Origin of the sequence: Bacillus sp. I-2 (assembly GCF_001974945.1) — a bacterium.
GTDB lineage: Bacteria > Bacillota > Bacilli > Bacillales > Bacillaceae > Bacillus > Bacillus safensis.
Window position 1 is genome coordinate 383,025 of the sequence record NZ_LZRW01000022.1, and the last position, 23,917, is coordinate 406,941.

Consider the following 23,917-nt stretch of genomic DNA (forward strand, 5'->3'; position numbering starts at 1 on the left):
ACGCAATTGTCAACATCCTTTTTCAGACATTCTCTTTTAACGAATCCAAACAGCTACTTCATCCATCGGACGGCGCGTTTTGCCGCGCTTCGGCTCGGTGACACGATAACCAAAGGCTGCCATGACAGAAATATCATACTGACCATCCTCAAGCAGCCCTTCTTCATCTAGAATGCGATGAATCTCATCGTAGCTGAATCCCTCGACCGGGCATGAATCAATGCCAATTTGTGCAGCGGCTGTCATCATGTTTCCAAGGGCAATATACGTTTGTTTTGAAGCCCAATCAAAGAGCGTACGTTCATTTTCTAACAGATGAAGATCATTCTCTTGGAATTCTTGGTAGCGTCCCTTCACCATCTCGAACGTTTCGTCTGACATTCCTTTGATTTGCTTGTTGATGTATTCTGCATATGCTGAATCATAACGGGCGTCTGTTCTTGCCAAGATGATCACAAAATGGCTGGCAGTAGGAAGCTGCTTTTGCGCTCCCCATGTATACTCTTTTAATTTTTCTCTAAATGCTTCATTTTGAACAACGAGGAACTTCCAAGGCTCAAACCCTACAGAGCTTGGGGAAAGTCTTCCTGTTTCTAAAATAAATGCAAAATCATCCTCTGATATTTTTTTCGTTGGGTCGAACTCTTTTGTCGCATGGCGGAACTCATACGCCTCAATGATTTCTTTTTTTAATTGCTCTTTGTCTCGCATTGTATTCATCCTTTCTATTAACCAATTAGGGCGTTAGTTTCATCAATCCAATTTCTTTCCATTCCCATATAGAAATTGTTATGATAAAAAAACAACAGCCCGAATGTGTGATGTGATATCTCTATGGTATAAGAAAAGCTTCGAGTGATTCAAGTACGCACATTTTTGTTCGTTAGTTACCATCTTGTTCGTGTATCACCAAATTTGTCTTAGAAAGGAGTGTTAAGATGAGTGCACCATCCAATCCAGTCAGTATTGTCAATCATGGCTGTCCCGTTTCAGTGACGACAAGTGTCATCGGAGGGAAATGGAAAGGAGTGATCCTTTATCATTTGACTTGCGGACCAAAACGCTACAATGAATTGCGCCGGCTGCTGCCAAGAATTTCTCAGCGTGTCCTCACACTGCAATTGCGTGAGCTTGAACAAGACGGCGTTGTCCATAGAGAAGTCTATGAGGAGGTCCCCCCTCGTGTCGAATATTCCCTCACTTCTCTCGGAAATACATTAAAGCCTATCATCTTCGCCATGCGTGAATGGGGCGAATCCTACGGGAAAGAAGCGCGCCCAAAAGAAAAAAGCTGCCATCTCTAGCAGCTTTTTTTTAAGATGAAATTGCCGTTGGTTCTTGCTGTGGATCATCCTTCACAAACAGGATGCCAAGCTGATGATGCTCCCCTTCGTAAGAAGCACGTTTCTCAAATCTTGTCTGACCATTTAAGCCAATGATCTCGAGTTTTGTTAGAGCACGATTGGTTTGAAGGGCTTCATAAAATTCCGAAACGGTTTTGACTTCAATTCCATTCACTTTTGTGATGACTTCTCCGATCTCAAGCTTTAAATCAGCCGCTGGTGTATTTGGAATAATCCCCAGCACCATCAGCCCTTGATTACGCTTAGAGAAGTAGAACGGGGCAGCATTGTCATTGACCCTCTGCTTCCATGAGAGAAAGGCTCTTCCTATCACCGCAATCAATACAGCTCCCCAAGCAATCGGTTCAAACCAAATACTTGCAGCACCTAATAAGGCGACAGCGAGTCCGAGCATGAGAATACGCCGCGCTGTAATTTGAATACTAACAATTGGCAGTGAGCCTTGAATTCTCTGACCGAATCCGATGATATATGGAATCAAAATAAATGAAAAGCTTTGATCATGCACTTGAAGCACCGGCCACCATGGCAGAGAAGAAGTGAATTCACCTGCCGGCATCAGCAAAACAAGCGGTAAAAGCCACAGACGGTTTGCCCGCTGCTGACCAATTAAAAGTCCTCTCGCACTCATCACCATAGCAGGCGATGTACGTAAATGCGCCGTTCGATAGGCTAGAATTCCCTCGGTCATTAATAGAAGTCCTAGCAGAATGACAACGGCTGATGCATTCATCATTGAGAGCTGCGGCAGCCAAGAATGACTCACTTGGAAATGAATTAGTCCAAGTGCCGCAATAAAACTGAAACCGAGTGTGTATGCAGACGAAAGCGCACTCGCCTTAAAGAATAAAGAGAAAACGATGGTCATCGCTGCAATCAGCACGATGAATCCAGGGGGGAGGGCAATCCCTAAGCCTACTGAAATAACGGATAGGCAAATCCCTAGAATCCATCCCTTTGAATATGTAAATTTAAGTTCATCGTATACATCTTCTATTCTTGTTTGAAACGCTTTTCTCTCCCGCTTTACGCGGATGTAGCCATGCAATAGGCTGATTAATATCATGAAATAAAAAAGAGGATGGATTAAAAACAGACCGACCGCTTTTAATCCGGCTCCCATCCACTCCGAGCTCATTATCGTTCACCGCCCAAGTCAAGCATTTTCTCTTATTCTATCAAATAAATCGATGCTTGACATCAGGTTTATTTCTCCTGATTCATCCAAAGTGTGACATTCGACAGTGAAAAATCTTTTAAGTAGTGATTGACATCTACATCTAGTATGCCGCCGAGCAGCTGCATCGACCTCTTGATGTCGGTTAAGTTTATACCAAGTCTCTTATGATTATCCATTAAATAATTGAAGTATATCTCAGCACAGTCTTCATCGATTTCGTCGACTGATTCTACCGTTGTGTAATTGACCAAGTACCTGCTTAACAGCATGAGCAGACTTAATGCCTTTGTAGCGGAAAACGTCACATCTTTCGTACGACTCTTAAGTTCCTCTACCAACTCGTAATATTTTTTCTCTCTCACAATACTTGCCCTTTTCAATTGTGTACCCCCATTTACTAGTTCTTTTAAGAAAAGCGCAAACCTCGGTACAGCTTAATGCTCAAGCTGAATATCCGCAAAAAATAAAATATTTAAAATGAGTGCTACTTTTTATTGTAAGAATTATTTATGTAACATACAACTTTCAAAAGTTTCATTTTCATGACATGTTTAAATCAACAGAAAGTCTCTTATATACATATGTTATCGGGTAAAATTGAAGGAATGTTATGTTTTTTGTAAAATAAATGAATATATTTCTCGATATAATTTATTTTTAATCATAAATTATTACATGTTCATGACACTTATGAACCAAAAAAAAGAGGCTATTATTCGCCTCTTTATTTTTTAAGATATAGTGCTTTTAGTGCAGTCTGTAATTGAAGGTCATTTTTTTCGTAAGATTTCACTTCATCCACCATTTTGTTCATCATTTCCGCTGTTTTCAAATCAATGACACCTGATTTATCGAGATTGTATGTGCTTTGGAAGGCAAGTACGGCCTTTTTCGTTTCTTCATCAAAGTATCCATCTACTCTGCCAGGGTCAAATGACAATCCCTTTAACAGCGTCTGCGCTTGTCTCACTTCTTCATTGTTCATATCAAGCTGAAGGGGTTCTTTCAGCTGAAGCGGACCTGCGGTAAAGTAATCCGGCTGATGAATCGCAATTGTCGGTACGACGCCTTTTTTGTGAATCCAATTGCCTTTTGGCGTGAGCCATTTATACAGCGTTAATTTAATATTACTTCCATCTCCCATTGGAACCGCCTGCTGCACAGTTCCTTTTCCAAAGGAGACATCACCGACGACTTCATACTTTCCAGCTTCTTTCATGGCTCCAGCAAGTATTTCCGAAGCGGAAGCACTGCCTTTATCAATTAAGACGTTGACTGGGTAAGGCTTTTGTTCTTTCAGTTTTGAAAAATATCGTTTCCGGTCGCCATTTCGTTCTGCGATTTGAATATAAGGCTGATCCTTCGTAATAAAATGTTTCAAAATATCTTCCACACTTTGCAGATAGCCGCCAGGGTTTCCTCTCACATCCAGTACAAGACCTTCTATGCCCTTTTTCTCAAGCTGTTTCAGGCTTGACGTGAAATCCTTCGCCGTATCTTCAGAGAAGCTGGAGATCGCAATATAGCCTGTTTTATGACCATTGACCTCTTTTACAGAGGAAGTCACTGTTTCAAGCGGGATTTCTTCTCGTTTGATATGGAACGTCAGCTCTTTTTCAATCCCGTTTCGTTTGATTGTTAAGGCGACAGACGTTCCTTTTTTTCCTCTTATTTTCAGTACAGCATCGTTTAAGCTTTTTTCTTTCATCGGCTCACCGTCAATGCTGATGACCTCATCCTTTGGCTTTAGACCTGCTTTTGCCGCAGGGGATTTTTTAAAGGCGGAGACGATAATGATCTTTCCTTCATCCATCCCCACTTCTGCCCCAATTCCCTCAAAGGAAGAATCAAGCGAATCAGAAAATTGCTTTGCGGTCTGATTGTCCATGTATACTGAATACGGATCGTTTAACGTCGAAAGCATTCCTTGGATCGCGCCTTCAAGCAGCTTTTGCCGATCCACTTCCTCTACATATTCATTTGAAATAAGGTCATAGGCTTTCTCGATCTTTTCCATCCCATTCTCTTTCGCCTTATCACTTGATTGAGCTTGTCCAGCCATTGCAGCGGCTGCTTGCGGTGACTCCGCATGAGTTCCCTCTTTATGCGTCATCACACCTGCACTTATTAAGAGAACGACACTTGCCATAATAGATGCGATTTGTTTTTTCATATTTGGCCTCCTTCTTCAACTCTTCCTGATGACCTGAGTTATTATATGCCAGAAGAAGGGATTTCATGTAATGACATTCTCCCGTGAAGGCTTGACGAATCATTTTATTAGGTGTAATTTTTATTTTGTTATGATTGAGAAGGAGTCTTCGCTATGTATATTATCTTGACGATGCTTTTATTAGGAATTTTATTAGGTTTTGTAGGAGCAGGCGGGGCGGGATTTGTCATCGCATTGCTTACATTAATTTTTGATATCCCTATCCATACCGCACTCGGGACATCATTAGCCGCTATGGCATTTACGACACTATCAGGTGCATACAGCCACTACCGAGAAGGGAACATTCAGCTGAAATCTGGTTTGATTGTCGGGGCTCTTGCTTGTATCGCTTCTTTTGCTGGGGCTAAGGTTGCTCCTTTTATTCCAGAAGAGAGTCTGCACTATTTAACAGCAGGGATGCTTTTTTTATCCGCTGTTTTTATGATGATCAAACTATTTGTTCTTAATGAAGAGGCTGAACAGCAGCCGCTTTCTTCACGTCAGCTGATGACAAGAGGCATTATTTTAGGCCTTGTGTCTGGGATGCTGTCAGGCATGTTTGGTATCGGGTCTGCACCATTCATTCAAGTAGGACTTTTGATTTTACTGAAGCTGTCGATTAGGCAAGCCGTTGGCACGACCATGCTTGTCATTATTCCGATTTCCATCGGCGGTGGAATTGGATATATTTCAGAGGGCTATGTTGATTTTATCTTGCTGATCCAAATATTAATTGGAACCGTATTAGGCGCATTTATCGGCGCGAAATTCACACGCCTTGCACCGAAGCTCTTATTGAAATCAGCTGTTTTATTAACACCTATTATTGCCGGATTACTGCTGCTGTTTTAATGCTATCTAGACCAAAAAAGCCGATAACATCATGTTATCGGCTTTTTGATTAGCGGATATATTGCGCTGGATTGACTGCATTTGATTTTGCGCCATTCCATAATCCTTTATGAATTTCAAAATGAAGATGCTGACCATGCGATTGGCCGGTATTTCCCATATAGCCAAGGAATTGTCCTTGTTCGACTCTCTGTCCTGTTGACACACTTCTTGTAGACAGATGGGCATATACAGTTTGATACGTCTGTCCATTGATATTGTGCGTAATGAACACAACATTTCCATAGCTCGATGAGTAGCTTGAGTTTGTGACGGTTCCAGATGCTGCTGCATAGACAGGAACTGTGCCCTTTGCTGCAATATCTAATCCGAAGTGGTTTCCGCCAGAACGTCCGCCAAAGCCAGATGAGAAACGCCCTGCAGCTGGTTTAATAAAGCCTGAGCTGCTTGCTGGTGTATCAGATACTTGATCTGAGCCGCCGCTGTGAGGTGCAGGTGCATTTTTTTCAGCTGCTTGTTTAGCTTTCTTCGCTTCTTCCTTTTGTCGATGTGCTTCCTCAGACTTCACAGCCGCTTTTTGATTCGCTAGGATTTCTTGTTCATTCTCAAGCTTGCCTAGTTCATCATGTGCATGATTCTTTTTATCTGTCACATCACCTAAAATGTGTTCTTTTTCTTTGTGCTTCTTAGATAAATCTTTTTTCAGTGCTTCTAGCTCTTTCAGAGATGTTTCAAGTCCGCTTAGCTGATTATTTAGCTCTGCTTCTTTTTGCTCCACCAGCTTTAAATCATTTTCATGTTCTGTAATCATGTCTTTGTCTGCTTCGACAATCGTTGTGACAGCCCCAACACGACCGACAAAATCACTAAAGCTGCGAGCACCTAGCAGCACATCTAAATAGTTGATCGTACCGCCGCTTTTTTGCATTGAACGAATTCGGTCTTTGAAAATGGCTTTTCTTTTTTCAATTCGCTCATTGATGACCTGAATGTCTTTTTTTAGCTTCTTGATCTCTTGCTTCGTTTTTTTAACTTCTTTCTCTTTTTCAGCGACTTTTTCAGTTGCAGTACTTACCTTTTGGTCAATTTGTTCAATTTCTTTCTTGAGCTTTGATTCTTTCTTTTCAAGTTTTGCCAGCTCTGACTTCTTCTTCTTCAAGCTTGATTCAGTCTTCGATGATTTCTCTTCGATTTGTTGACGTTTTTGATCTAGGTCTTCGTATGCGAATGCACGATTCTCGTTCCCTGGAATGTATAGCCACGTCGTTCCAATAAACGCTGCCATTCCAGCCATCATCAGCTTTCTTTTCAAAACGATATTCCCCTCCCATGACAACTGTCGACATGAAGAGCCGACCGGATGAATCAGATCAACCGGTCACATCTTCTATAGAATCCTCGAATGCTGCCATCAAAATATATTTATACTTTTAAGAATTTACGGATAGACGTTAAGCTTCCCCATACACCAATGATTGCACCGATCACTAGCAGGATCAGTGATACTTGATAGACAAACGGGTTGTATGGAAGCATTGAAATAAATGAGCCTTGTACTCTCGGTGCGACCCAGCCTACTGCATATTGATACGTGCCAAGCAATAGGGCAATTGGTATAATGGAACCAAATACACCAAGCAATAATCCTTCAATGAAGAATGGCCAGCGGATAAACCAGTTCGTTGCACCTACCAGCTTCATAATCTCAATTTCTTTACGTCTAGCAAAAATCGTAATTTTGATCGTATTGGAGATTAAGAACATAGCTGTAAATAATAGCCCAATAATGAGCACAATACCGACATTACGTGCTACTCCGACTACATTAAAGAGTCGGCTGACCTCTTCTTTTCCATAGGTTACTTTATATGTACCCTTTAGTTTTTCTAATTTCTTCGCTACTTTTGGTGTATCGTGAGGATCTGTTGTTTTCACAATAAACGCATCGTTTAATGGATTTTCTTGATCAACAAGCCCCATGGATTGTCCATTTTCTCCAAAGCTTTTAATCAGTGCTTTCAGTTCGTCATCCTTAGATGAGTACTTCACATCACTGATTTCAGGAATCTTTTCAATTTCTGCTTTTAATTCATCCTGCTGCTTTTGATTCGCCGTTAATTCGATTAATACTTTTACTTCTACTTCTTTTTCAGCGTTCGATGCCATGTTATTCAAGTTGAGCATAATCACAAGGAAAACCCCAACTAAAATCAATGTGACAGTAACCGCACTAATTGATGCAAATGTCATCCACGTGTTTCTTCCAAGTGAACGGAAGCTCTCACGTAAATGCCGCGAGAGAGTTTTAATCATAAATTCCGTACTCCCCTCTTGCTTCGTCACGCACAATCATTCCATCTTCGATTGCGATGACGCGTTTCTTCATGGTGTTTACAATTTCTTTGTTGTGTGTCGCCATAACCACTGTTGTCCCGCGGTTATTAATCTCTTCGAGCGTCTTCATGATTTCCCAAGAAGTGTCTGGATCAAGGTTTCCTGTCGGCTCATCTGCAATGACGACCTCAGGGCTATTGACAATCGAGCGGGCAATAGACACACGCTGCTGTTCACCGCCGGACAGCTGGTCAGGAAATTGACGCGCTCTGTGCTTTAGCTGAACCAGATCGAGAACATCAAGCACTTTTTTCTTAATGATATGAGGCTGTTCACCAATTACTTCAAGCGCAAATGCTACGTTCTCAAACACAGTAAGAGTTGGAAGCAGCTTGAAATCTTGGAATACTACGCCAATTTCTCTTCTTACGTAAGGAATTTCTTTTTCCTTCATTGAGCCTAAATCTTTGTTATGAATTAAGATTTGCCCTTTGGTTGGCTTCTCTTCACGATACATCATTTTGATGAAAGTGGATTTACCAGCACCACTGGGACCAACAACATACACAAACTCTCCTGGATGGATAGAGACATTGATTCCATTGATCGCCTTTACGCCATTAGGATAGATCTTGTAGACTTCCTTCATTTGAATCATGTAATCACCTAATCTTTTCTTATTCGCTGACTAACAGCTTATCATGATGTTTTGACACTTCTCGTCAAAAAACGTTATGTATGGTCACGCACATACCCTTCGATACTTACTAACAATTTATGTCCTTTTCATCCAAAAAGATGAAAAAATTGAATCGTCTAAATTTCAACAACTCCAATTATACGTCATGAATCGACGCAATGGTATTACATTTATATTTCAAAACTTATAAATAAAAGGTAAATAGAACAATCAAAACCGAAAAACGTGCCTTTATACCCTTATTTTTTAAATAAAATTTAATATAATGCGTTTTCATACTATCCAAAAGTCTTTTTCTACATATAAAAAAACAAAAAAACCTTGTCGATTAGACAAAGGTTTTATTTTTTCTCTGCAAGCCATTTTGCTACTTCTTTTGCTTGTTTCTCATCTACCATTCCGCTTGGCATAGAGCCTTTACCGTTTTGCGCAATATCTGCGATTTGGCTTTCATTATATTTCTTCCCTACTTCCTTCAGGCTTGGACCGCCTCCGCCAGATAGGTCTTTCCCATGACAGCCAATACAGTTTTGCTGATAGATCTCCTCACCACTGCTCACAGATGAAGCACTTTTGCTGCCTTCTTTGTCGCTGCTGCTTGAATTTCCTCCACAAGCCGCGAGAACAAGAAGCATCGCTGCAAATAGCATCGTTAATCCGCTTTTTTTCATCTATTTCCCTCCCTTACAATCATTTGGTCAACGCTATTATATCCTTGTTTATGCCCTTTTAAAACCCTCACCAAGCACCTCTTTTGCATCCATCACGATGACAAATGCTGATGCATCGATTGCTTTCACCACTTGTTTCAACTTTGTGAATTGTGACTGCCCAACGACACACATCAAAATTGGGCGGTCATGATCGGTATATCCTCCGACTGCTGAGATCTTCGTCACACCACGGTCAATTTGATCAAAAACCGCCTGTCTGACTTCATCTTCATGCCCTGTAATGATCATTGCCATTTTTGAATGACTGAAGCCAGCCTGTACCACATCAATCGTTTTACTAGAAATAAACACACCAATGACCGCGTACAGCCCCTCTTCAATTCCAAAGACCGTCATCGCAGCCAGAACAATCAAGCCATCCATCATTGCTAAACAGGTGCCTAGCGTGAGTCCTGTGTACTTATTGATGATTTTGGCAGCGAGTGCCGTTCCACCCGTTGATCCATTACCAAGGAACACGAGCCCTATTCCGATCCCAATGACCACTCCGCCAAAAATAGCCGCTAGCAGTGCTTCATGTGTGACAGGTGCAATATGTCTTGTGACAAACACCATGAAAGGTAAAAAAATCGAGCCAACGAGTGTTTTCACTCCAAATGTACCGCCTAATAAATAAAAGCCAGCGATAAACAATGGAATATTGAGCCCCCATTGCACATAAGCCGCTTCAAAGCCGAATGACTGCATGATGGTACTAATGCCGCTCACACCGCCTGCTGCGATCTGATTCGGCAATAATAACGTATTAAATCCAATCGCCACGATGGCTGATCCGATTAAAATGAACAAATAGTTTTTCACTTCGATCCAAAATTGTGAATGTCCCTGCTTCATGTCTTTCTTCCTCCGTTACTTCTGAATGCACACCTATTTTAAGCCCTCTTAAAACGATTGTAAATAACAGCCAAATGCAGTGCTAATGGATTAATACTTTATCACACAGACGGATCAGCGCACTTGCCGGTTGGCATAGAAGTAAATGATGGTATATTTAATATGTACATGAGAAAGAAGGGGCATGCGATGAAGAAAATACTGAAGATAACAGGTATGACATTACTTGCACTGATCATCTTAGCTTTTGGTGCTTTCTATACATGGAGCCGCTTTACATATGGACCATCAGAAGCATTAAAAAAACAAGTGAACATGGAGCAAGTGGAACATAAAAACAATGTTTATACATTTGAAGCATCAAAAAGTGATACTGGCATCATTCTCTATCCTGGGGCAAAGGTGGAACCACTTGCGTATGCCTATATCGGGGATACGCTGATGAAAAAAGGCTACTCTGTTTTTATCCCTGACATGCCATTTTCCTTTGCGATTTTCAATCCAAACAAAGCGCAGGACATCATCAAAGGTCACCAAACGATCAAACACTGGTATATTGGCGGGCATTCACTTGGCGGGGCAGCTGCCTCAATGTTTGCAGAAAAAAATCAGAGCAAGCTCGATGGACTCTTTTTCCTAGCATCTTATCCAGCATCAGATGACCTGAAACAATCTTCATTGAAAGTCCTTTCTATTTCAGGTGAAAAGGATGGGCTGGCAACACAAGAGAAAATCAAGAAATCGAAAGCAAATCTGCCGTCTCAAACCGTTTATCATGAAATAAAAGGCGGGAATCATGCGCAGTTTGGCATGTATGGCAAACAAAAAGGGGATCAGCCAGCGGACATTCCAGCCCTGTCGCAGCAAAATGATCTCATCCAGACAATGCTTGATTGGCTGAAGCCAGCAAAAAAGCTCCCGTAATGGGAGCTTTTCATTATTATTTTTTTGTCACTTCTAAAAATTCTTCAGCATCTGCTACAGCCAAACGAATGGCTTCTTCCCAAAATGCTTTTTGGGTAAGGTCAACGCCTAGATGCTTTTTAGCTAAATCTTCTACTGTCATTGAAGCAGTATCTTTTAATAAAGCAATGTATTTCTCTTCAAACGATGTACCAGCCTGCAATGCTTTTGCGTAAATTCCTAATGAGAACATATATCCAAAGGTGTATGGGAAATTATAAAATGGAACATTCGTGATATGGAAATGCAGCTTAGACGCCCAGAAATGCGGATGGTATTCATCTAATGAGTCACCGAACGCTTCCTTCTGCGCTTCAACCATCAATTCATTCAACCGATCAGCCGGCACTTCTCCTTGTTTACGCTCTTCATAAAAGCGCTGTTCAAATAAGAAACGAGATTGAATGTTCATGAAGAATGCTACACTGCGCTGCAGCTTATCCTCTAACAGGCTGAGACGCTCCTCTTCATTTGCCGCTTCTTTTAATGAAGCATCAGCAACAATCATTTCTGCGAATGTCGACGCTGTTTCAGCTACATTCATTGCGTATTTGCGATTCAGAATGCGAACATCCTGCATCACTTCCTGATGGAACGAATGACCAAGCTCATGTGCTAGTGTCGCCACATTGGATGGACTTCCTGAGAAGGTCATAAAAATACGTGATTCTCCGCTGTCAGGGAAATTTGTACAAAAGCCGCCTACCCGTTTGTTTGGACGGTCCTCAGCTTCTACCCAGCGTTCATTAAAGGCTTTTTCTGTAAAAGCAGCGAGCTCTTCTCCAAATCCAGCGAAATGTTTCACAATAAAAGCAGCTGCTTCTTGATAAGGATAGATTTTGGTCTCACTGCCGATAGGAGCCCCAACATCGAACCAGCTCAGCTTATCCACTCCAAGCATATCAGCTTTACGGTGTAAATAATCAATGAATGGCTGCTTATGTTCATCAATCACAGACCACATCGTATCAAGGGTTTCTTGTTTCATACGGCAAATTTCAAGCGGCTCTTTTAAAATGTGATCCCAGCCTCTTGCTTCATACACTTGCAAACGAAAACCAGCAAGGTGATTGAGCGTACTAGCAAATAAATGTTCATCCTGCGTCCATGCATGCTCTAGGTTGTGGTAAACGGCCTTTCTGACTTCACGATCTGAATCATCCATAGCATTTTCTGCTTGGCCTACAGAGATCATCTGCGTTTCTCCATGCTGTTCAAACGGAATGGTAATTTTATTCACTAAGCTGGAATAAAGCTCATCCCACGCATGGTACCCATCTACAGCCAGCTTTTGAATCAGCGTTTCTTGTTCAACAGGTAATTGATCCTTCACACGGTCTCTTCGCTCATTTAATATGTAGCGGACATCTGAAAAGGCTGCTGAATTCATCAATTCTTCCCACTTGTTTGCAGGGATAGCAGCAAGCGCTTGATCAAACAGTGCAAGGATGGTTCCTAAATCAGCTTCCAGCTTGGCAATCGTACCTCGAAGGCTGCCTGCTTTCATATCCTTCGTATTTTGAGCTTGGAGGCAGGATACAAATGAACCTGCTTGAGATAGTTTTTTATATGTAGTTTCATACGTGTCAAGGACAGACGTTAATTTGCTTTCAATGTGTGTATCTTCTTTTGAAAAGGCACCCACCTTTTGTCGTAATTCATCTAGTAGCTGCTGAATGTTTTGCAGGTATGTCTTAAATTCTGGTGAAGAACTGCCTCCTTTAAAAAAGGCATCTAAATCCCACGTTTCTTGCAATGGTGTTAATCCCAAAATATTTCCCCCTTTATTTGCTAATTTCATCATACAAAGGATATAGAATCAGTATGTCGTATGTATTCCTTTATATTCATTATATTTTCTCACAATTAAAAAAACCCGGCAAGAAGCCGAGTTTTTATGATAATTTCGAACGTAGGTACGCATCTATAAATGAATCTAAATCTCCATCCATCACCGCTTGAACATTTCCCATCTCCGTATTGGTTCGATGGTCTTTCACAAGAGAATAAGGGTGGAATACATAAGAGCGGATCTGGCTTCCCCAGCCAATTTCTTTCTGCTCTCCTCTGATTTCATCCAATTCTGCCTGCTGTTCTTCCATCCGTTTTTGATAAAGTTTCGATTTCAGCATTTTCATCGCACGTTCTCTGTTTTTAATTTGTGATCTTTCTGTTTGGCACGTCACGACGACATTCGTTGGAATATGTGTGATACGAACGGCAGAGTCCGTCGTATTGACGTGCTGCCCGCCAGCTCCGCTTGCACGATACGTATCTACCTTGATATCCTCTGTCCGAATATCAATATCAATTTCTTCATTGAATTCCGGCATGACATCACAGGAAACGAAGGATGTATGTCTGCGGCCAGAAGAATCAAAAGGAGAAATACGAACCAAACGATGGACACCTTTTTCAGCTTTTAAGTAACCGTACGCGTTATGCCCTTTGATGAGCAAAGTCACAGACTTAATCCCTGCCTCATCACCTGGAAGGTAATCAAGCGTTTCGACCTTAAAGCCTCTGCGCTCTGCCCAGCGAGTGTACATTCGCAGAAGCATAGAACCCCAGTCCTGTGATTCAGTACCGCCTGCACCTGGGTGAAGCTCAAGAATGGCATTGTTTTTATCATAAGGTTCGCTTAAAAGAAGCTGCAGCTCAAATTCGTTAAACTGCTTCGTTAAGTTCTTCAGCTCTTTTTCAAGCTCTGCATGAAGCTCCTCGTCATAATCTTCCTTTAATAAGTCATGCGTCATTTGCAGCTCTTCATGCGATTCACTTAGCTCATGATAGGAATTCACAGAATCCTTCAGTGCATTGGCTTCATTGATAACGCCTTGAGCCTTTTGCTGATCATTCCAAAAATCAGCCTCTGACATCGTCGCTTCAAGCTCTGCGATTTTGGCCTCTTTTGTTTCTAAGTCAAAGAGACCCCCTAAAATCAGCTAGCCTGCTAGCCATATTTTCAAGCTCTTGTCTAATTTCTACTAATTCCATATCCTTCACCTCATAGATGTATGGGGGCTGACATGAATAGAAAGAGGTTTTCACCTCTTTCCATTACTTATTCTGTCTTCCCATGACAATTTTTATATTTCTTGCCGCTTCCGCAGTGACATGGGGAGTTTCGTCCAATGTCTACGACTTTACGTACCGGCTTCTTCTTCACTGTCTTCTCCTCATCGCCCTCTTGCGGCTGATGAGCCGTTGTTTGACCTTGAACCACTTCTTCACGTTCTAGGTTGTTTTGGATTTCTGATTTCAAGACATACTTGGCCACATCATCTTCAATTGAAGCCACCATATGCTCAAACATCGTAAATCCTTCCATTTGGTATTCACGAAGCGGATTCGTTTGTGCATACGCACGTAAATGAATACCTTGACGCAGCTGATCCATTGCATCGATATGGTCCATCCACTTTGAATCCACCGCACGAAGAACGATGACTTTTTCAAATTCACGCATTTGTTCTTCGCCAAATGTTTCTTCTTTTGCATCGTATTTTTCTTTAATCCGATCCATGATGAAGCTTGTGATTTCATCTGCTTCTTTACCGAAGATATCTTTGACCGTAATGGCACCTTCGTCTAAATAGTTCGTGTTGATTAATTCAACAAGACCATCTAGTTTCCATTCTTCAGGCAGCTCTTCTTTTGGCGTATAAGATCCCACAGCACGCTCAATTGAAGATTGGATCATATTGATGACAATTGATTTTAAGTTGTCAGAATCGATGACTTCAAAACGCTGTTTGTAGATTACTTCACGCTGTTGACGAAGCACATCGTCGTATTGCAGAAGCTGCTTACGGGAATCAAAGTTGTTCCCCTCTACACGTTTTTGAGATGATTCAACGGCTTTAGACACCATTTTACTTTGGATTGGTGTAGAGTCATCCATGCCAAAGCGGTCAAGCATCGCCATCGTCCGCTCTGCACCAAATCGGCGCATCAATTCATCTTCCATGGAAAGATAGAATTGGGTAATCCCTGGGTCTCCTTGACGTCCAGAACGTCCGCGAAGCTGGTTATCAATACGGCGGGATTCATGACGCTCTGTCCCGATAACAGCCAGACCTCCAAGTTCTTTTACACCTTCGCCAAGCTTGATGTCTGTACCACGTCCTGCCATGTTTGTTGCAATGGTCACAGCACCTTTTTGACCAGCCTCTTCAATAATTTGTGCTTCACGCTCATGGTTTTTTGCGTTTAACACTTGATGAGGAATGCCTTTATTTTTAAGCAGCTTAGAAATAAGCTCAGATGTCTCAACTGCTACTGTTCCGACAAGAACTGGCTGCCCTGTCATATAGCGCTGCGCAACATCCTCAGCCACTGCTTTAAATTTACCATCCATTGTGCGGTAAATTAAATCAGGTCTGTCATCACGAACCACTGGTTGGTTGGTCGGGATTGACACAACCTGCATGTTGTAAATGTTACGGAATTCTTCTTCTTCCGTTTTTGCTGTACCAGTCATACCAGATAATTTTTCATACATACGGAAGTAGTTCTGGAACGTAATTGTTGCTAGTGTCATGCTTTCGTTCTGTACTTCAAGACCTTCTTTTGCCTCGATGGCTTGATGCAGACCTTCACTATAACGGCGTCCTTTCATTAAACGTCCTGTGAAGGAGTCAACGATGACTACTTGGCCTTCTTCTACCACATAATCCACGTCTTTTTGCATCGCAACATGTGCCTTCAGCGCCTGAGCGATGTGATGGTTCAGCGCGACATGTTTGACATCAAACAGGTTCTCAATGCCGAATGCTTTTTCCGCCTTCGTCATTCCGCTTTCAGTCAGCTGCACACTTTTTGTTTTAATATCATACGTGAAATCATCTTCGATTTTTAATGTGCGGACAAATGCATTGGCTTGTACATAAAGCTTTGTTGATTTCGCAGCTTGTCCTGAAATAATAAGAGGTGTTCTCGCTTCATCAATTAAAATGGAGTCAACCTCATCGATCACGGCATAATGAAGCGGTCTCTGAACCATTTGCTCTTTGTACAGCACCATGTTATCTCGTAAATAGTCAAAGCCGAGTTCATTGTTTGTTGAATACGTGATATCAGCGGCGTACGCTTCTCTTTTTTCATCTTTGTCTAAGCTGTTTAAGTTTAAGCCGACTGTTAAACCAAGAAACTCAAAAATTTTGCCCATTTCCTGCGCATCACGGCTTGCCAAATATTCGTTGACTGTCACGATGTGGACGCCTTTTCCAGAAAGAGCATTTAAATAAACAGGCATTGTTGATGTCAATGTTTTACCTTCACCTGTTTTCATTTCAGCGATGTTACCTTCGTGAAGCGCGATGCCCCCCATGAGCTGTACCTTAAATGGGAACATTCCTGTTACGCGGCGGGATGCCTCGCGAACCGTTGCAAATGCTTCAACCAGCAGGTCATCCACAGATTGTCCTTTTTCAAGTTTTTCTTTAAATTCAATCGTTTTATTTCGTAAAGCCTCGTCAGATAATTTTTCAAAATTTTGAGCGAGAGCTTCGATTTCATTTGCCTTTTTTTCATATCGGCTGATCGTACGTTTCGTAGGATCAAACACTTTGTTTAAGATTCCAAGCATATAATAACGCTCCTCTATTTCATGCAATTTTTCGGCATGTCCAAAAGTTTGACAGGTCCATATTTACCTGCATTTATCATACCATACCTTCTTTCATTTCCAAAGAATTTGCCATAATTTCGCACAAAAAACCCGCCCCTTATGAAGGGAACGGGTTTACTTTATTTAGGTTGTTTTTAAATCAGCATCAACTGATATTTAAGCGTTTGGCTCAATGAGTCCATATTTACCGTCATTTCGGCGATAAACCACATTGGTCAAATTTGTCTCAGCATTTGTGAAAACGAAGAAACTATGACCTAACATGTTCATTTGGAGAATGGCCTCTTCACTATCCATCGGCTTTAAGTTGAAACGTTTTTGTCTGACGATTTCTGTTTCATCAATCTCTTCGTCATCTTGAACTGCTACTTCAGCCGTACCATTTCCTCCAGCAAATAAGTGCTTTTTGGCACCTTGCTCGCGGAATTTACGGTTTACTTTTGTTTTGTGCTTTCTAATTTGACGTTCTAATTTACTGGCTGCTAGGTCTACTGCATTGTACATATCCTCATTATGCACCTCAGCTCGAAGTGCTAGATCAGTCATTGGAATGGTAACCTCAACTTTAGATTCTTGATCGTTGTAAAACTTCAAGTTCACGTTGACTGAAGCATCTACATCTGTCTCAAAATAACGCTCCAGCTTTCCAATTTTTTTCTCGACATGATCTCTTAGTGCAGGTGTTACGTCGATGTTTTCTCCTCTGACATTGTAATTCATGTAAAGAACGCCTCCTTTAAAATTAAGGATATGTAAACCTATTTCTACTTTTCCCTCCTTTTCTCCTGCTCAAACGTAAAAAAAATGTGAATATTTATTGAAATTTGTCGAATTTTGCGGTGCTTCAACTGTTGCTTGATAGGTGATGAATATATATTCGGCTGATTCTTGAAAAAGACCAGCGCACATTAAATGGTAAAAGATGAAATCGATGTTTTCAACGATTGAGATAAGGATTTTAAATCCTCCGCAGCGGCTTTCATCTCTTCATTGGCCGCTAATGATTCTTCAACAGCAGCAGACATGTACTCTGTTTCTTCTGAGTTTCGTTTCGCACCTTCTTCAATGACACCAACCGTTTGAGAAATTTCCTCTGTACTAGCAGAAATTTGTTCTGCAGTGGCTGACAGCTCTTCTGCTTTCATTGAAATATCACGAATAGATTCCAAGATTTCATGAAAGCTCTGTTCAGATAATTGTGATACTTTTACACCCTCTGCTACATCACGCTCGACCTTCGTCATCGATTGTGATGACTTTTCTGTATCTTTGTTCACGTTCTCGAGTAATTGGCTAATTTGATCTGTCAGCTGACTAGATTCTTCTGCCAGCTTCCTCACTTCATCGGCTACAACTGCAAAACCTCTTCCATGTTCTCCTGCCCTTGCTGCTTCTATGGCTGCGTTTAAAGCAAGTAAATTCGTCTGGTCAGCAATGGCATGGATATGACCTAACAGATCTTGAATGCCTGTAAACTGCGCTTGTACATTGGCCATTGTGGAATGGTGTTCATTCACAGACTCTTTAATAGAACTCATTTGTTTCACAAATTGTTGAATAAGGGCGGCACCCTCTTCAGCCTTTTCAGTCACTGAAATTGAGTGACCCGAAACATCGGACGTGTGTACAGCTGCATTTTGCATGCCAGTCGACACTTCCTGAATAGCGGATGCCACTTTTCCGACCGCATCTGATTGTTCACGTGAAGCTTCACTGACCTGTTCAATCGAGCTAGATGTCTGCTCACTAGCCGATATCGTTTGACTGATGGTTTCCTCAAATTGAGCAGCAGAATCAGCAAGCTGTCTTGATCCGCTTTGCACCTGCAAAATAAGCTGACGCAAATGAGCCGTCATTTGGTTAAAGGCTGTGCCGAGTTGACCAATCTCATTTTTAGAGGTCACTTCAATCTCTTCAAGGGTTAGATCACCATCTGCCATCCTTTTTGCGGCATTTGTGACAGAAACAATTGGTTTTGTCATGCGATGAACAAATCTGATCCCAATCACCAAAAGGCCAACAATAATCGCTGCACTGACCAAAATGAGTGTAAGCAATAATTGATTACTATCTTGATTGAGCTGATTGATTTTTTGATCACGTTGTTTTAGCTGATTTTGAGCGAACTCTTTTGTAAAGGTATGTATTTCTTGTTCGATAGGTTGTAATTCTTGACTGAGGCGGGTGTTGAATTCTTTTTGATTTTGCATATTTAATGAATTAAATAATCGATTTGTTGAGGTGTAGTAGAGATAATTTTTTTCTGAGATTTGATCTAATAGATTTTTTGCTTGTTTGACCGTACTCATTTTCGAAGCTTCTGCTGTTTTCTTATGAATATCTTCATATGTTTGCTCAATTTTCTGCAAATTTTCAGCATCTTGCACGACGACATATGTTTTAATCTGTGCTTCCTGCTTTTGAAGAAGCGCTTCTAATTCCAGCGAGGTCTGATAAAGCTTCACTTCCTTGCTTAATAGCGCTTTATAGGATTGATCTGTTTTGTAATAGAGAAAGCTTGAGAACCCTAACATACTGACAAACAAGACACATATGACAATAAGCCCAAATAAAAATTGATTTTTTAGTCTCATAATTTCCTCCGAATGGTCTGAATTGGACAAAAATTAATGAATGACATACGGCCTCATACAGGCATGTATTTCATCCATCCACTTTCTATATTCAGGTATAAAGTATGTTTTCAGGAATGATTGGAAGTGATTTGAAGGGAATGTATAGAAAGCTAGTATATCAAAACTTAAAAATATTTGATCAAACGAACGAATCGTTTTGGCAAAGTGTTCATTTTCAATAATTGAAAGCAGAAGAGGATGTGTTGTGTCTAAATGAAAGAAGGCATGGATCAGATCATTAAAGATCCGATCCCCTTCTGTTTTGTCAAAATCCTTCTCAATTTCATCTAAATAGTTTAGACTCTCTTCTATCGTGTATAGAAGTTCATAATATGTGGTTAATAAAATATAGTCATTTGAACGATACGCCACAGGTCTCACCTATTTATTTCCGTTTATCGTAGTATACGCCGTCACTTGTTATGGGCTGGTATGGATTTTGATAATTCAGCTGTTTTGTTTTCTTTTTTTGAATGGCTTGAATATCTGCTTTTATCCCATTTTGGATAACCGTTAATTGCTTCGCCATCTGTTGATCTGTTTGGATGATTTCTCGGATTTTCTCTTTTTCTTGATCCGTCAATTCATGCTGTATATCTCTCATTAATTCGTCTCTCTCAATTAAAAAGGCATCAAAGTCTTCAACCAGTGTCTCACTTTGCGGATTTTCCGCTATTTCGGCTGCCATTTTTAATGTTTGATCATGCAACTGATCCACAATACTCATAGAGAACCCCCGATAGAGTGGTGACGCCCTTTTCGATCGGTTTGAATGACTTCCTTCCACGCATCACGGAAATCAGTTACGTACTCTTCTACTTCATTCAATATCTCTTCGTCATTTTGAAGATTGGCTTCTATCAGTCTGCGATAAATGTAATCATACATACTTGCCATACTCTTTGATACGTCATAGGAACGATTTAAGGTGACATTTAATTCTTGAATGATGTTTTGAGCCTTTTTTAGGTTCAAGTTTCTCGTTTCTGCATCCTCTTTTTGAATGGCATGCTTCGCTATTCTGATGAACTTTAAGCAGCCTTCATAAAGCATAAGCGTCAACTCGGCAGGTGTTGCGGTCTCAATAGAATTTTTCTGATAGGCGGCATAAGGGTTCTGTATTGCCATATGTTATAAACCTCCAATTATTGTCCAAGCAGTTGAGAAAGGTAGCCAGATTGGTTGTTTAGCTTTTGAATTGCACTATCCATGGCGTTAAACTTTTTGTAGTAACGGGCTTCAACCATTTTTAAACGATCTTGGAATGTACTCATTCGTTTTGTCAAAGAATCAAGGTCCTTACCAAGTCCGTATTCCTTTGATTCCATTGTTATGCTGCCAGCCTTTTTTTGAATGCTCTTCGAAAAGTCTGATAAGGAATTTTTGATACGATAGATGATTCCTTGTTCTTGATATTGCTGCTGCGCTTTGTCTTTATCCTTTGAATCCACATTTAAACTACCCGAGATGAACATTTGTCTGACCTTCTCCGGGTCTTCTTCAATGGCTTTTTTTAATTTCTCTACTCCATCACTATCCTTAATAAATTCAAGCTTCCCACCATCTTTATAGCTGGATGATGTCGAAATACCGATTTGTGTGAGTTGGATTTTATTCGCGTCACTTGTCGTAATATTAGCATACAAATCACTTCTTATTTTAGAGGCACCAGATCGTAAAATGGAATCACTTCTCAGCAAGCCAGACTTCGCGGTCGTTTCCCATAGCTCTATTTCTTTTTCAGACATCGCTTTTTTCTCTTCAGCCGTTAATGGATGATAGTCTCTGTTTTTCTTTTCATTGACTTTTCCATTAATCTGCTCAACGAGTTCATTATATTTATCAACAAATTGTTTAATTTTATCATATATTGCATCCACATCTGTTGAAACGTTTAAGCTGACGGGCTTATCTGTGGTTGCTTTAAGCTCGTACGTAATATCAGCCTGTGTGAATGTATTGTTGTTATTCTCCATTTTCAGACCATTAATCTCGTATTGCGCCTTCTGTCCTTGAGTGGTTGCAACTAATTTGTTATTTCCATCTACTTGGAAGCCTAGTTGCGTTAAAAATGAAGCTGAATTGCCATCAGCTGCTTTAATACTGACGCCTTCACCCGTTGTCCGAGAAGTAAGAGCGATGGTATCCACGTAGTTCGTTCCATCAGAGATTTGGCCTTTGTAAGCCGTCACACCTAATTGCGCGCTGTTCAGCTTTTTCACGATGTCATCAATTGTATCGGTATCAGAAGTATTGATTGTCACCGTTTTTGGTTCTGTCGAATCTGGTGTCGTCACTTCAAACGTAAACGTTCCGTTTGTTGGTGTAAATCCAGATGTACCAGAGGATTTGAAGACGGAAGCTGTCGCTAGCTGAGTGACATGAATAGAGCCAGAGGTCGCATTTGTTGATCCAGTTGCTGTGACAGCAGATTCATTAGAGCTTGTCACCTTTTTGGCGCCATATGTACTTGGACGCGTTAAGTTTAAACTGTTGATCAAATCATCTAATTCTTTAATTTTCGAGTTAACCTCGCGATAGCTGTCTCTTTGCCATTCAAGTGTTTGTTTCTGGCGCGTCATTGTATCAAGTGGTGCTTGCTCCGTTTTCATCAGCTTTGAAACGATTTCATCAATATCGAACACATTTGAAAATCCAGTAATACGATTGACCATTGTTTATGTTCTCCCTTCATTTACATTCTTTTATCTACAAATAGACCGACAATTTCTGTCATTGCCGCATAGAAATCAAGCCATTCCTTGGACGGAATTTCTCTAATGACTTCATCTGTTTGGTTATCTACGACTTTGACATAATATTCGTTGAGTTTTTCATGTAATTCAAATTGAAGATGAAATTGAGTAGGTTCAATCAGCTTGTTTGCGCCTTGAAGCGTTTTTTCAATTTCTTCTTTTGAAACAGCCCTGCCATTTGCTTGTGAGTCAGAGTTTACATTGTCATTCTGGTTATTAGAAACACGGGTTTGAAATGCATCGATAATTGGCTCTAATGATGTCAACTTACCAACAGACATAGTTATTCAGCTCCTGTGCTTTAATCTATCTTTTATATCGGCTTTGAATTTGCAAATTAAATATAGATGGACCGATTTGTTAAAGTTTCCTATAGATCATGAACATCTGTATCGAAACGCTTTCACACGGAGAAGGACAGCTGAATGCGATAAAAAAATCCTCACTTTTTTTGTGAGGATAATTGAGAGAGGAGATCTAAGGATAAACTCGCTGCACGATTGTTTTCTTCTTGAATAGACAGGTACACTTCTTTCCTGTGAATATCGATGTGCTTAGGAGCCTCAATCCCGACTTTCACTTGATCGCCTTCGATTGAAATAATCTTGACTTCAATATCATCGCCTATTTGAATCGACTGGTTTAATTTACGAGACAGCACTAACATGAGGATGCCACCTCTAACAAATGTTTTGTATGATAGGCTGAATCATGCAAAATCACCTGCTTGGCTTTCATGTTTTTCCGGTTCACAATAATAGGCGCTCTTAAATTGGCTGTTGTTTTTTCAATAGATGATTCCATTGTTAAAATAACCATTACTTCCACATCATTGGCATCTTCTACTTCCAGAATGTCTACAACCGTTTCGTCTAAATCAAATTCGTATTGATTGAAGAATAAAAACGGGCTGCTGACGATAAAGCCTAATGCCGAGTTTTTCAATGATTGAAGAACTAAAAATGGAGACTCTTCTGATAAAGGCAAAATGACAAACTGTTTTTGATCCAGAAATCCTGGTATCCCGTTAGAGAAGTGAATGATTTGCTCCTCTTTGATTGTCACTTCACCATGATATTTTGTTTGAATGATCATAATTCACGACCTTTTTCGTTATTCTTAACTATACCTTATCACCATTTTGGCCCGTTTCGTCAACTTCTATTTTTAATTCTGGGTATTGTAACATATCAATATTGACCTTACCTGGCTGGTAGTTAACGATTGGTTTATGAGGTGTGGCCTCTATGATAGCTTTTTGCGGCTCCACATCAATTTGAAGCTCAGAAGGCTGATAGTGAATTTTCACACTAAAGAATGAAGGTATCACACCAATGGTGAATTGTTTTGCTGGGGGACTGCCATTGATTTTGGCAAACTCAGCAATCGCATTCCCACCATTCTCGATCTTGATAAGTTCACTTCCTTCTTCCGCTCTTCGACCCATTCCTTCTCCAACAGCACGCTTCCCCTCAGCTGCCCATTCCTCAGAACGCCTAAAAATCGACTTGATGTCCATATCGGCAAATGCCTCGGTTTGATCAATGGTTAATTTCGACGGTGTCCTTTTGATATTCATGACAGCTCGTGGCTGCTGAATCTCAAGGTCCGCTCGTGGCTGCTCTACTTCTTGCCGGGAAGGAGTTGTCGACATTTGAAGCTTTGCATAGGTTTGCTGCATTAACAATCTAGGGATTTGCATATGTTCACCTCCATG

General features: G+C 40.8%; 25 protein-coding genes. 3 read left to right on the top strand and 22 right to left on the bottom strand.

Annotated features, from left to right (window positions below):
• Positions 1-36: 36 nt before the first annotated feature.
• Positions 37-711: an NAD(P)H-dependent oxidoreductase gene (locus tag BAE31_RS08290; protein WP_041107976.1), complete on the bottom strand. Its 675-nt coding sequence runs from the start codon at positions 709-711 to the stop codon at positions 37-39.
• 227 nt (positions 712-938) lie between these two features.
• On the opposite strand from BAE31_RS08290, the gene BAE31_RS08295 reads away from it, so the two are divergent.
• On the top strand, positions 939-1,304 hold the full coding sequence (locus BAE31_RS08295) for a winged helix-turn-helix transcriptional regulator (RefSeq protein ID WP_024423595.1): 366 nt from the start codon (positions 939-941) through the stop codon (positions 1,302-1,304).
• A gap of 10 nt (positions 1,305-1,314) precedes the next feature.
• Here BAE31_RS08295 and BAE31_RS08300 read toward each other — a convergent pair whose 3' ends face one another.
• The 3 genes from BAE31_RS08300 to ctpB all read right to left on the bottom strand — a co-directional run bounded on the left by BAE31_RS08300 (position 1,315) and on the right by ctpB (position 4,717).
• Positions 1,315-2,502, bottom strand: a complete 1,188-nt coding sequence (locus tag BAE31_RS08300) for a PDZ domain-containing protein (RefSeq protein ID WP_041107980.1) — start codon at positions 2,500-2,502, stop codon at positions 1,315-1,317.
• A 68-nt stretch (positions 2,503-2,570) separates the two neighbouring features.
• Entirely contained in the window at positions 2,571-2,924 is a 354-nt protein-coding gene (locus tag BAE31_RS08305; protein ID WP_007500014.1) for a swarming motility protein SwrAA, read from the bottom strand.
• A gap of 344 nt (positions 2,925-3,268) precedes the next feature.
• Positions 3,269-4,717 carry a carboxy-terminal processing protease CtpB gene (gene ctpB / locus BAE31_RS08310; RefSeq protein WP_076840144.1) on the bottom strand — a complete coding sequence of 483 codons (1,449 nt, stop codon included), beginning with the start codon at positions 4,715-4,717 and terminating at the stop codon, positions 3,269-3,271.
• Between the two features lie 153 nt (positions 4,718-4,870).
• Between ctpB and BAE31_RS08315 the strand changes: the two genes are divergently transcribed.
• The gene (locus tag BAE31_RS08315; protein ID WP_024423598.1) at positions 4,871-5,611 is read left to right on the top strand and encodes a sulfite exporter TauE/SafE family protein; all 741 of its coding nucleotides are present in this window, start codon (positions 4,871-4,873) and stop codon (positions 5,609-5,611) included.
• A gap of 49 nt (positions 5,612-5,660) precedes the next feature.
• Here BAE31_RS08315 and BAE31_RS08320 read toward each other — a convergent pair whose 3' ends face one another.
• The 5 genes from BAE31_RS08320 to BAE31_RS08340 form a co-directional block, all read right to left on the bottom strand.
• Positions 5,661-6,923 (bottom strand): murein hydrolase activator EnvC family protein, encoded by a 1,263-nt coding sequence (locus tag BAE31_RS08320; protein ID WP_076840145.1) that lies wholly within the window; start codon positions 6,921-6,923, stop codon positions 5,661-5,663.
• A 110-nt stretch (positions 6,924-7,033) separates the two neighbouring features.
• Positions 7,034-7,924: a permease-like cell division protein FtsX gene (gene ftsX / locus BAE31_RS08325; RefSeq protein WP_024423600.1), complete on the bottom strand. Its 891-nt coding sequence runs from the start codon at positions 7,922-7,924 to the stop codon at positions 7,034-7,036.
• Entirely contained in the window at positions 7,917-8,603 is a 687-nt protein-coding gene (gene ftsE / locus BAE31_RS08330; RefSeq protein WP_041107991.1) for a cell division ATP-binding protein FtsE, read from the bottom strand. Before ftsE ends, ftsX begins: the two co-directional genes overlap by 8 nt.
• A gap of 383 nt (positions 8,604-8,986) precedes the next feature.
• Positions 8,987-9,316 (bottom strand): cytochrome c551, encoded by a 330-nt coding sequence (gene cccB, locus BAE31_RS08335; RefSeq protein WP_024423602.1) that lies wholly within the window; start codon positions 9,314-9,316, stop codon positions 8,987-8,989.
• A 48-nt stretch (positions 9,317-9,364) separates the two neighbouring features.
• Positions 9,365-10,213, bottom strand: a complete 849-nt coding sequence (locus tag BAE31_RS08340) for a YitT family protein (RefSeq protein WP_024426245.1) — start codon at positions 10,211-10,213, stop codon at positions 9,365-9,367.
• A 189-nt stretch (positions 10,214-10,402) separates the two neighbouring features.
• Between BAE31_RS08340 and BAE31_RS08345 the strand changes: the two genes are divergently transcribed.
• Complete coding sequence (locus BAE31_RS08345) at positions 10,403-11,137, top strand: alpha/beta family hydrolase (protein WP_076840147.1); 735 nt, start codon at positions 10,403-10,405, stop codon at positions 11,135-11,137.
• A gap of 16 nt (positions 11,138-11,153) precedes the next feature.
• Here the strand turns inward: BAE31_RS08345 and BAE31_RS08350 are convergent, their stop codons facing one another.
• From BAE31_RS08350 to BAE31_RS08410, 13 genes are all read right to left on the bottom strand, one after another.
• Positions 11,154-12,947: a M3 family oligoendopeptidase gene (locus tag BAE31_RS08350; RefSeq protein ID WP_041107995.1), complete on the bottom strand. Its 1,794-nt coding sequence runs from the start codon at positions 12,945-12,947 to the stop codon at positions 11,154-11,156.
• Between the two features lie 124 nt (positions 12,948-13,071).
• A protein-coding gene (prfB, locus tag BAE31_RS08355) for a peptide chain release factor 2 (RefSeq protein WP_139336376.1) occupies positions 13,072-14,173 on the bottom strand; the annotation gives its coding sequence in 2 pieces (ribosomal slippage) (positions 13,072-14,100 and positions 14,102-14,173; 1,101 coding nt in all).
• 67 nt (positions 14,174-14,240) lie between these two features.
• Positions 14,241-16,766: a preprotein translocase subunit SecA gene (secA, locus tag BAE31_RS08360; protein WP_076840150.1), complete on the bottom strand. Its 2,526-nt coding sequence runs from the start codon at positions 16,764-16,766 to the stop codon at positions 14,241-14,243.
• Between the two features lie 198 nt (positions 16,767-16,964).
• Positions 16,965-17,528, bottom strand: a complete 564-nt coding sequence (gene hpf / locus BAE31_RS08365; RefSeq protein WP_024423608.1) for a ribosome hibernation-promoting factor, HPF/YfiA family — start codon at positions 17,526-17,528, stop codon at positions 16,965-16,967.
• 188 nt (positions 17,529-17,716) lie between these two features.
• Positions 17,717-19,402 carry a methyl-accepting chemotaxis protein gene (locus tag BAE31_RS08370; protein ID WP_076840152.1) on the bottom strand — a complete coding sequence of 562 codons (1,686 nt, stop codon included), beginning with the start codon at positions 19,400-19,402 and terminating at the stop codon, positions 17,717-17,719.
• Positions 19,403-19,435: 33 nt separating this feature from the next.
• On the bottom strand, positions 19,436-19,816 hold the full coding sequence (locus BAE31_RS08375) for a DUF8042 domain-containing protein (RefSeq protein ID WP_024426250.1): 381 nt from the start codon (positions 19,814-19,816) through the stop codon (positions 19,436-19,438).
• Positions 19,817-19,829: 13 nt separating this feature from the next.
• Positions 19,830-20,171 carry a flagella biosynthesis regulatory protein FliT gene (gene fliT / locus BAE31_RS08380; protein WP_041115575.1) on the bottom strand — a complete coding sequence of 114 codons (342 nt, stop codon included), beginning with the start codon at positions 20,169-20,171 and terminating at the stop codon, positions 19,830-19,832.
• Positions 20,168-20,572 carry a flagellar export chaperone FliS gene (fliS, locus tag BAE31_RS08385; RefSeq protein ID WP_024423612.1) on the bottom strand — a complete coding sequence of 135 codons (405 nt, stop codon included), beginning with the start codon at positions 20,570-20,572 and terminating at the stop codon, positions 20,168-20,170. The genes fliT and fliS overlap by 4 nt, the downstream gene beginning before the upstream one ends.
• Before the next feature lie 17 nt (positions 20,573-20,589).
• Positions 20,590-22,119: a flagellar hook-associated protein 2 gene (locus BAE31_RS08390; protein ID WP_076840154.1), complete on the bottom strand. Its 1,530-nt coding sequence runs from the start codon at positions 22,117-22,119 to the stop codon at positions 20,590-20,592.
• A gap of 20 nt (positions 22,120-22,139) precedes the next feature.
• Positions 22,140-22,481: a flagellar protein FlaG gene (gene flaG, locus BAE31_RS08395; protein WP_034281093.1), complete on the bottom strand. Its 342-nt coding sequence runs from the start codon at positions 22,479-22,481 to the stop codon at positions 22,140-22,142.
• 161 nt (positions 22,482-22,642) lie between these two features.
• Positions 22,643-22,867, bottom strand: a complete 225-nt coding sequence (gene csrA / locus BAE31_RS08400; protein WP_008360181.1) for a carbon storage regulator CsrA — start codon at positions 22,865-22,867, stop codon at positions 22,643-22,645.
• Positions 22,861-23,295 (bottom strand): flagellar assembly protein FliW, encoded by a 435-nt coding sequence (fliW, locus tag BAE31_RS08405; RefSeq protein WP_076840156.1) that lies wholly within the window; start codon positions 23,293-23,295, stop codon positions 22,861-22,863. Before fliW ends, csrA begins: the two co-directional genes overlap by 7 nt.
• A 28-nt stretch (positions 23,296-23,323) precedes the next feature.
• Positions 23,324-23,902 (bottom strand): DUF6470 family protein, encoded by a 579-nt coding sequence (locus tag BAE31_RS08410; protein ID WP_024423616.1) that lies wholly within the window; start codon positions 23,900-23,902, stop codon positions 23,324-23,326.
• Positions 23,903-23,917 lie beyond the last annotated feature (15 nt).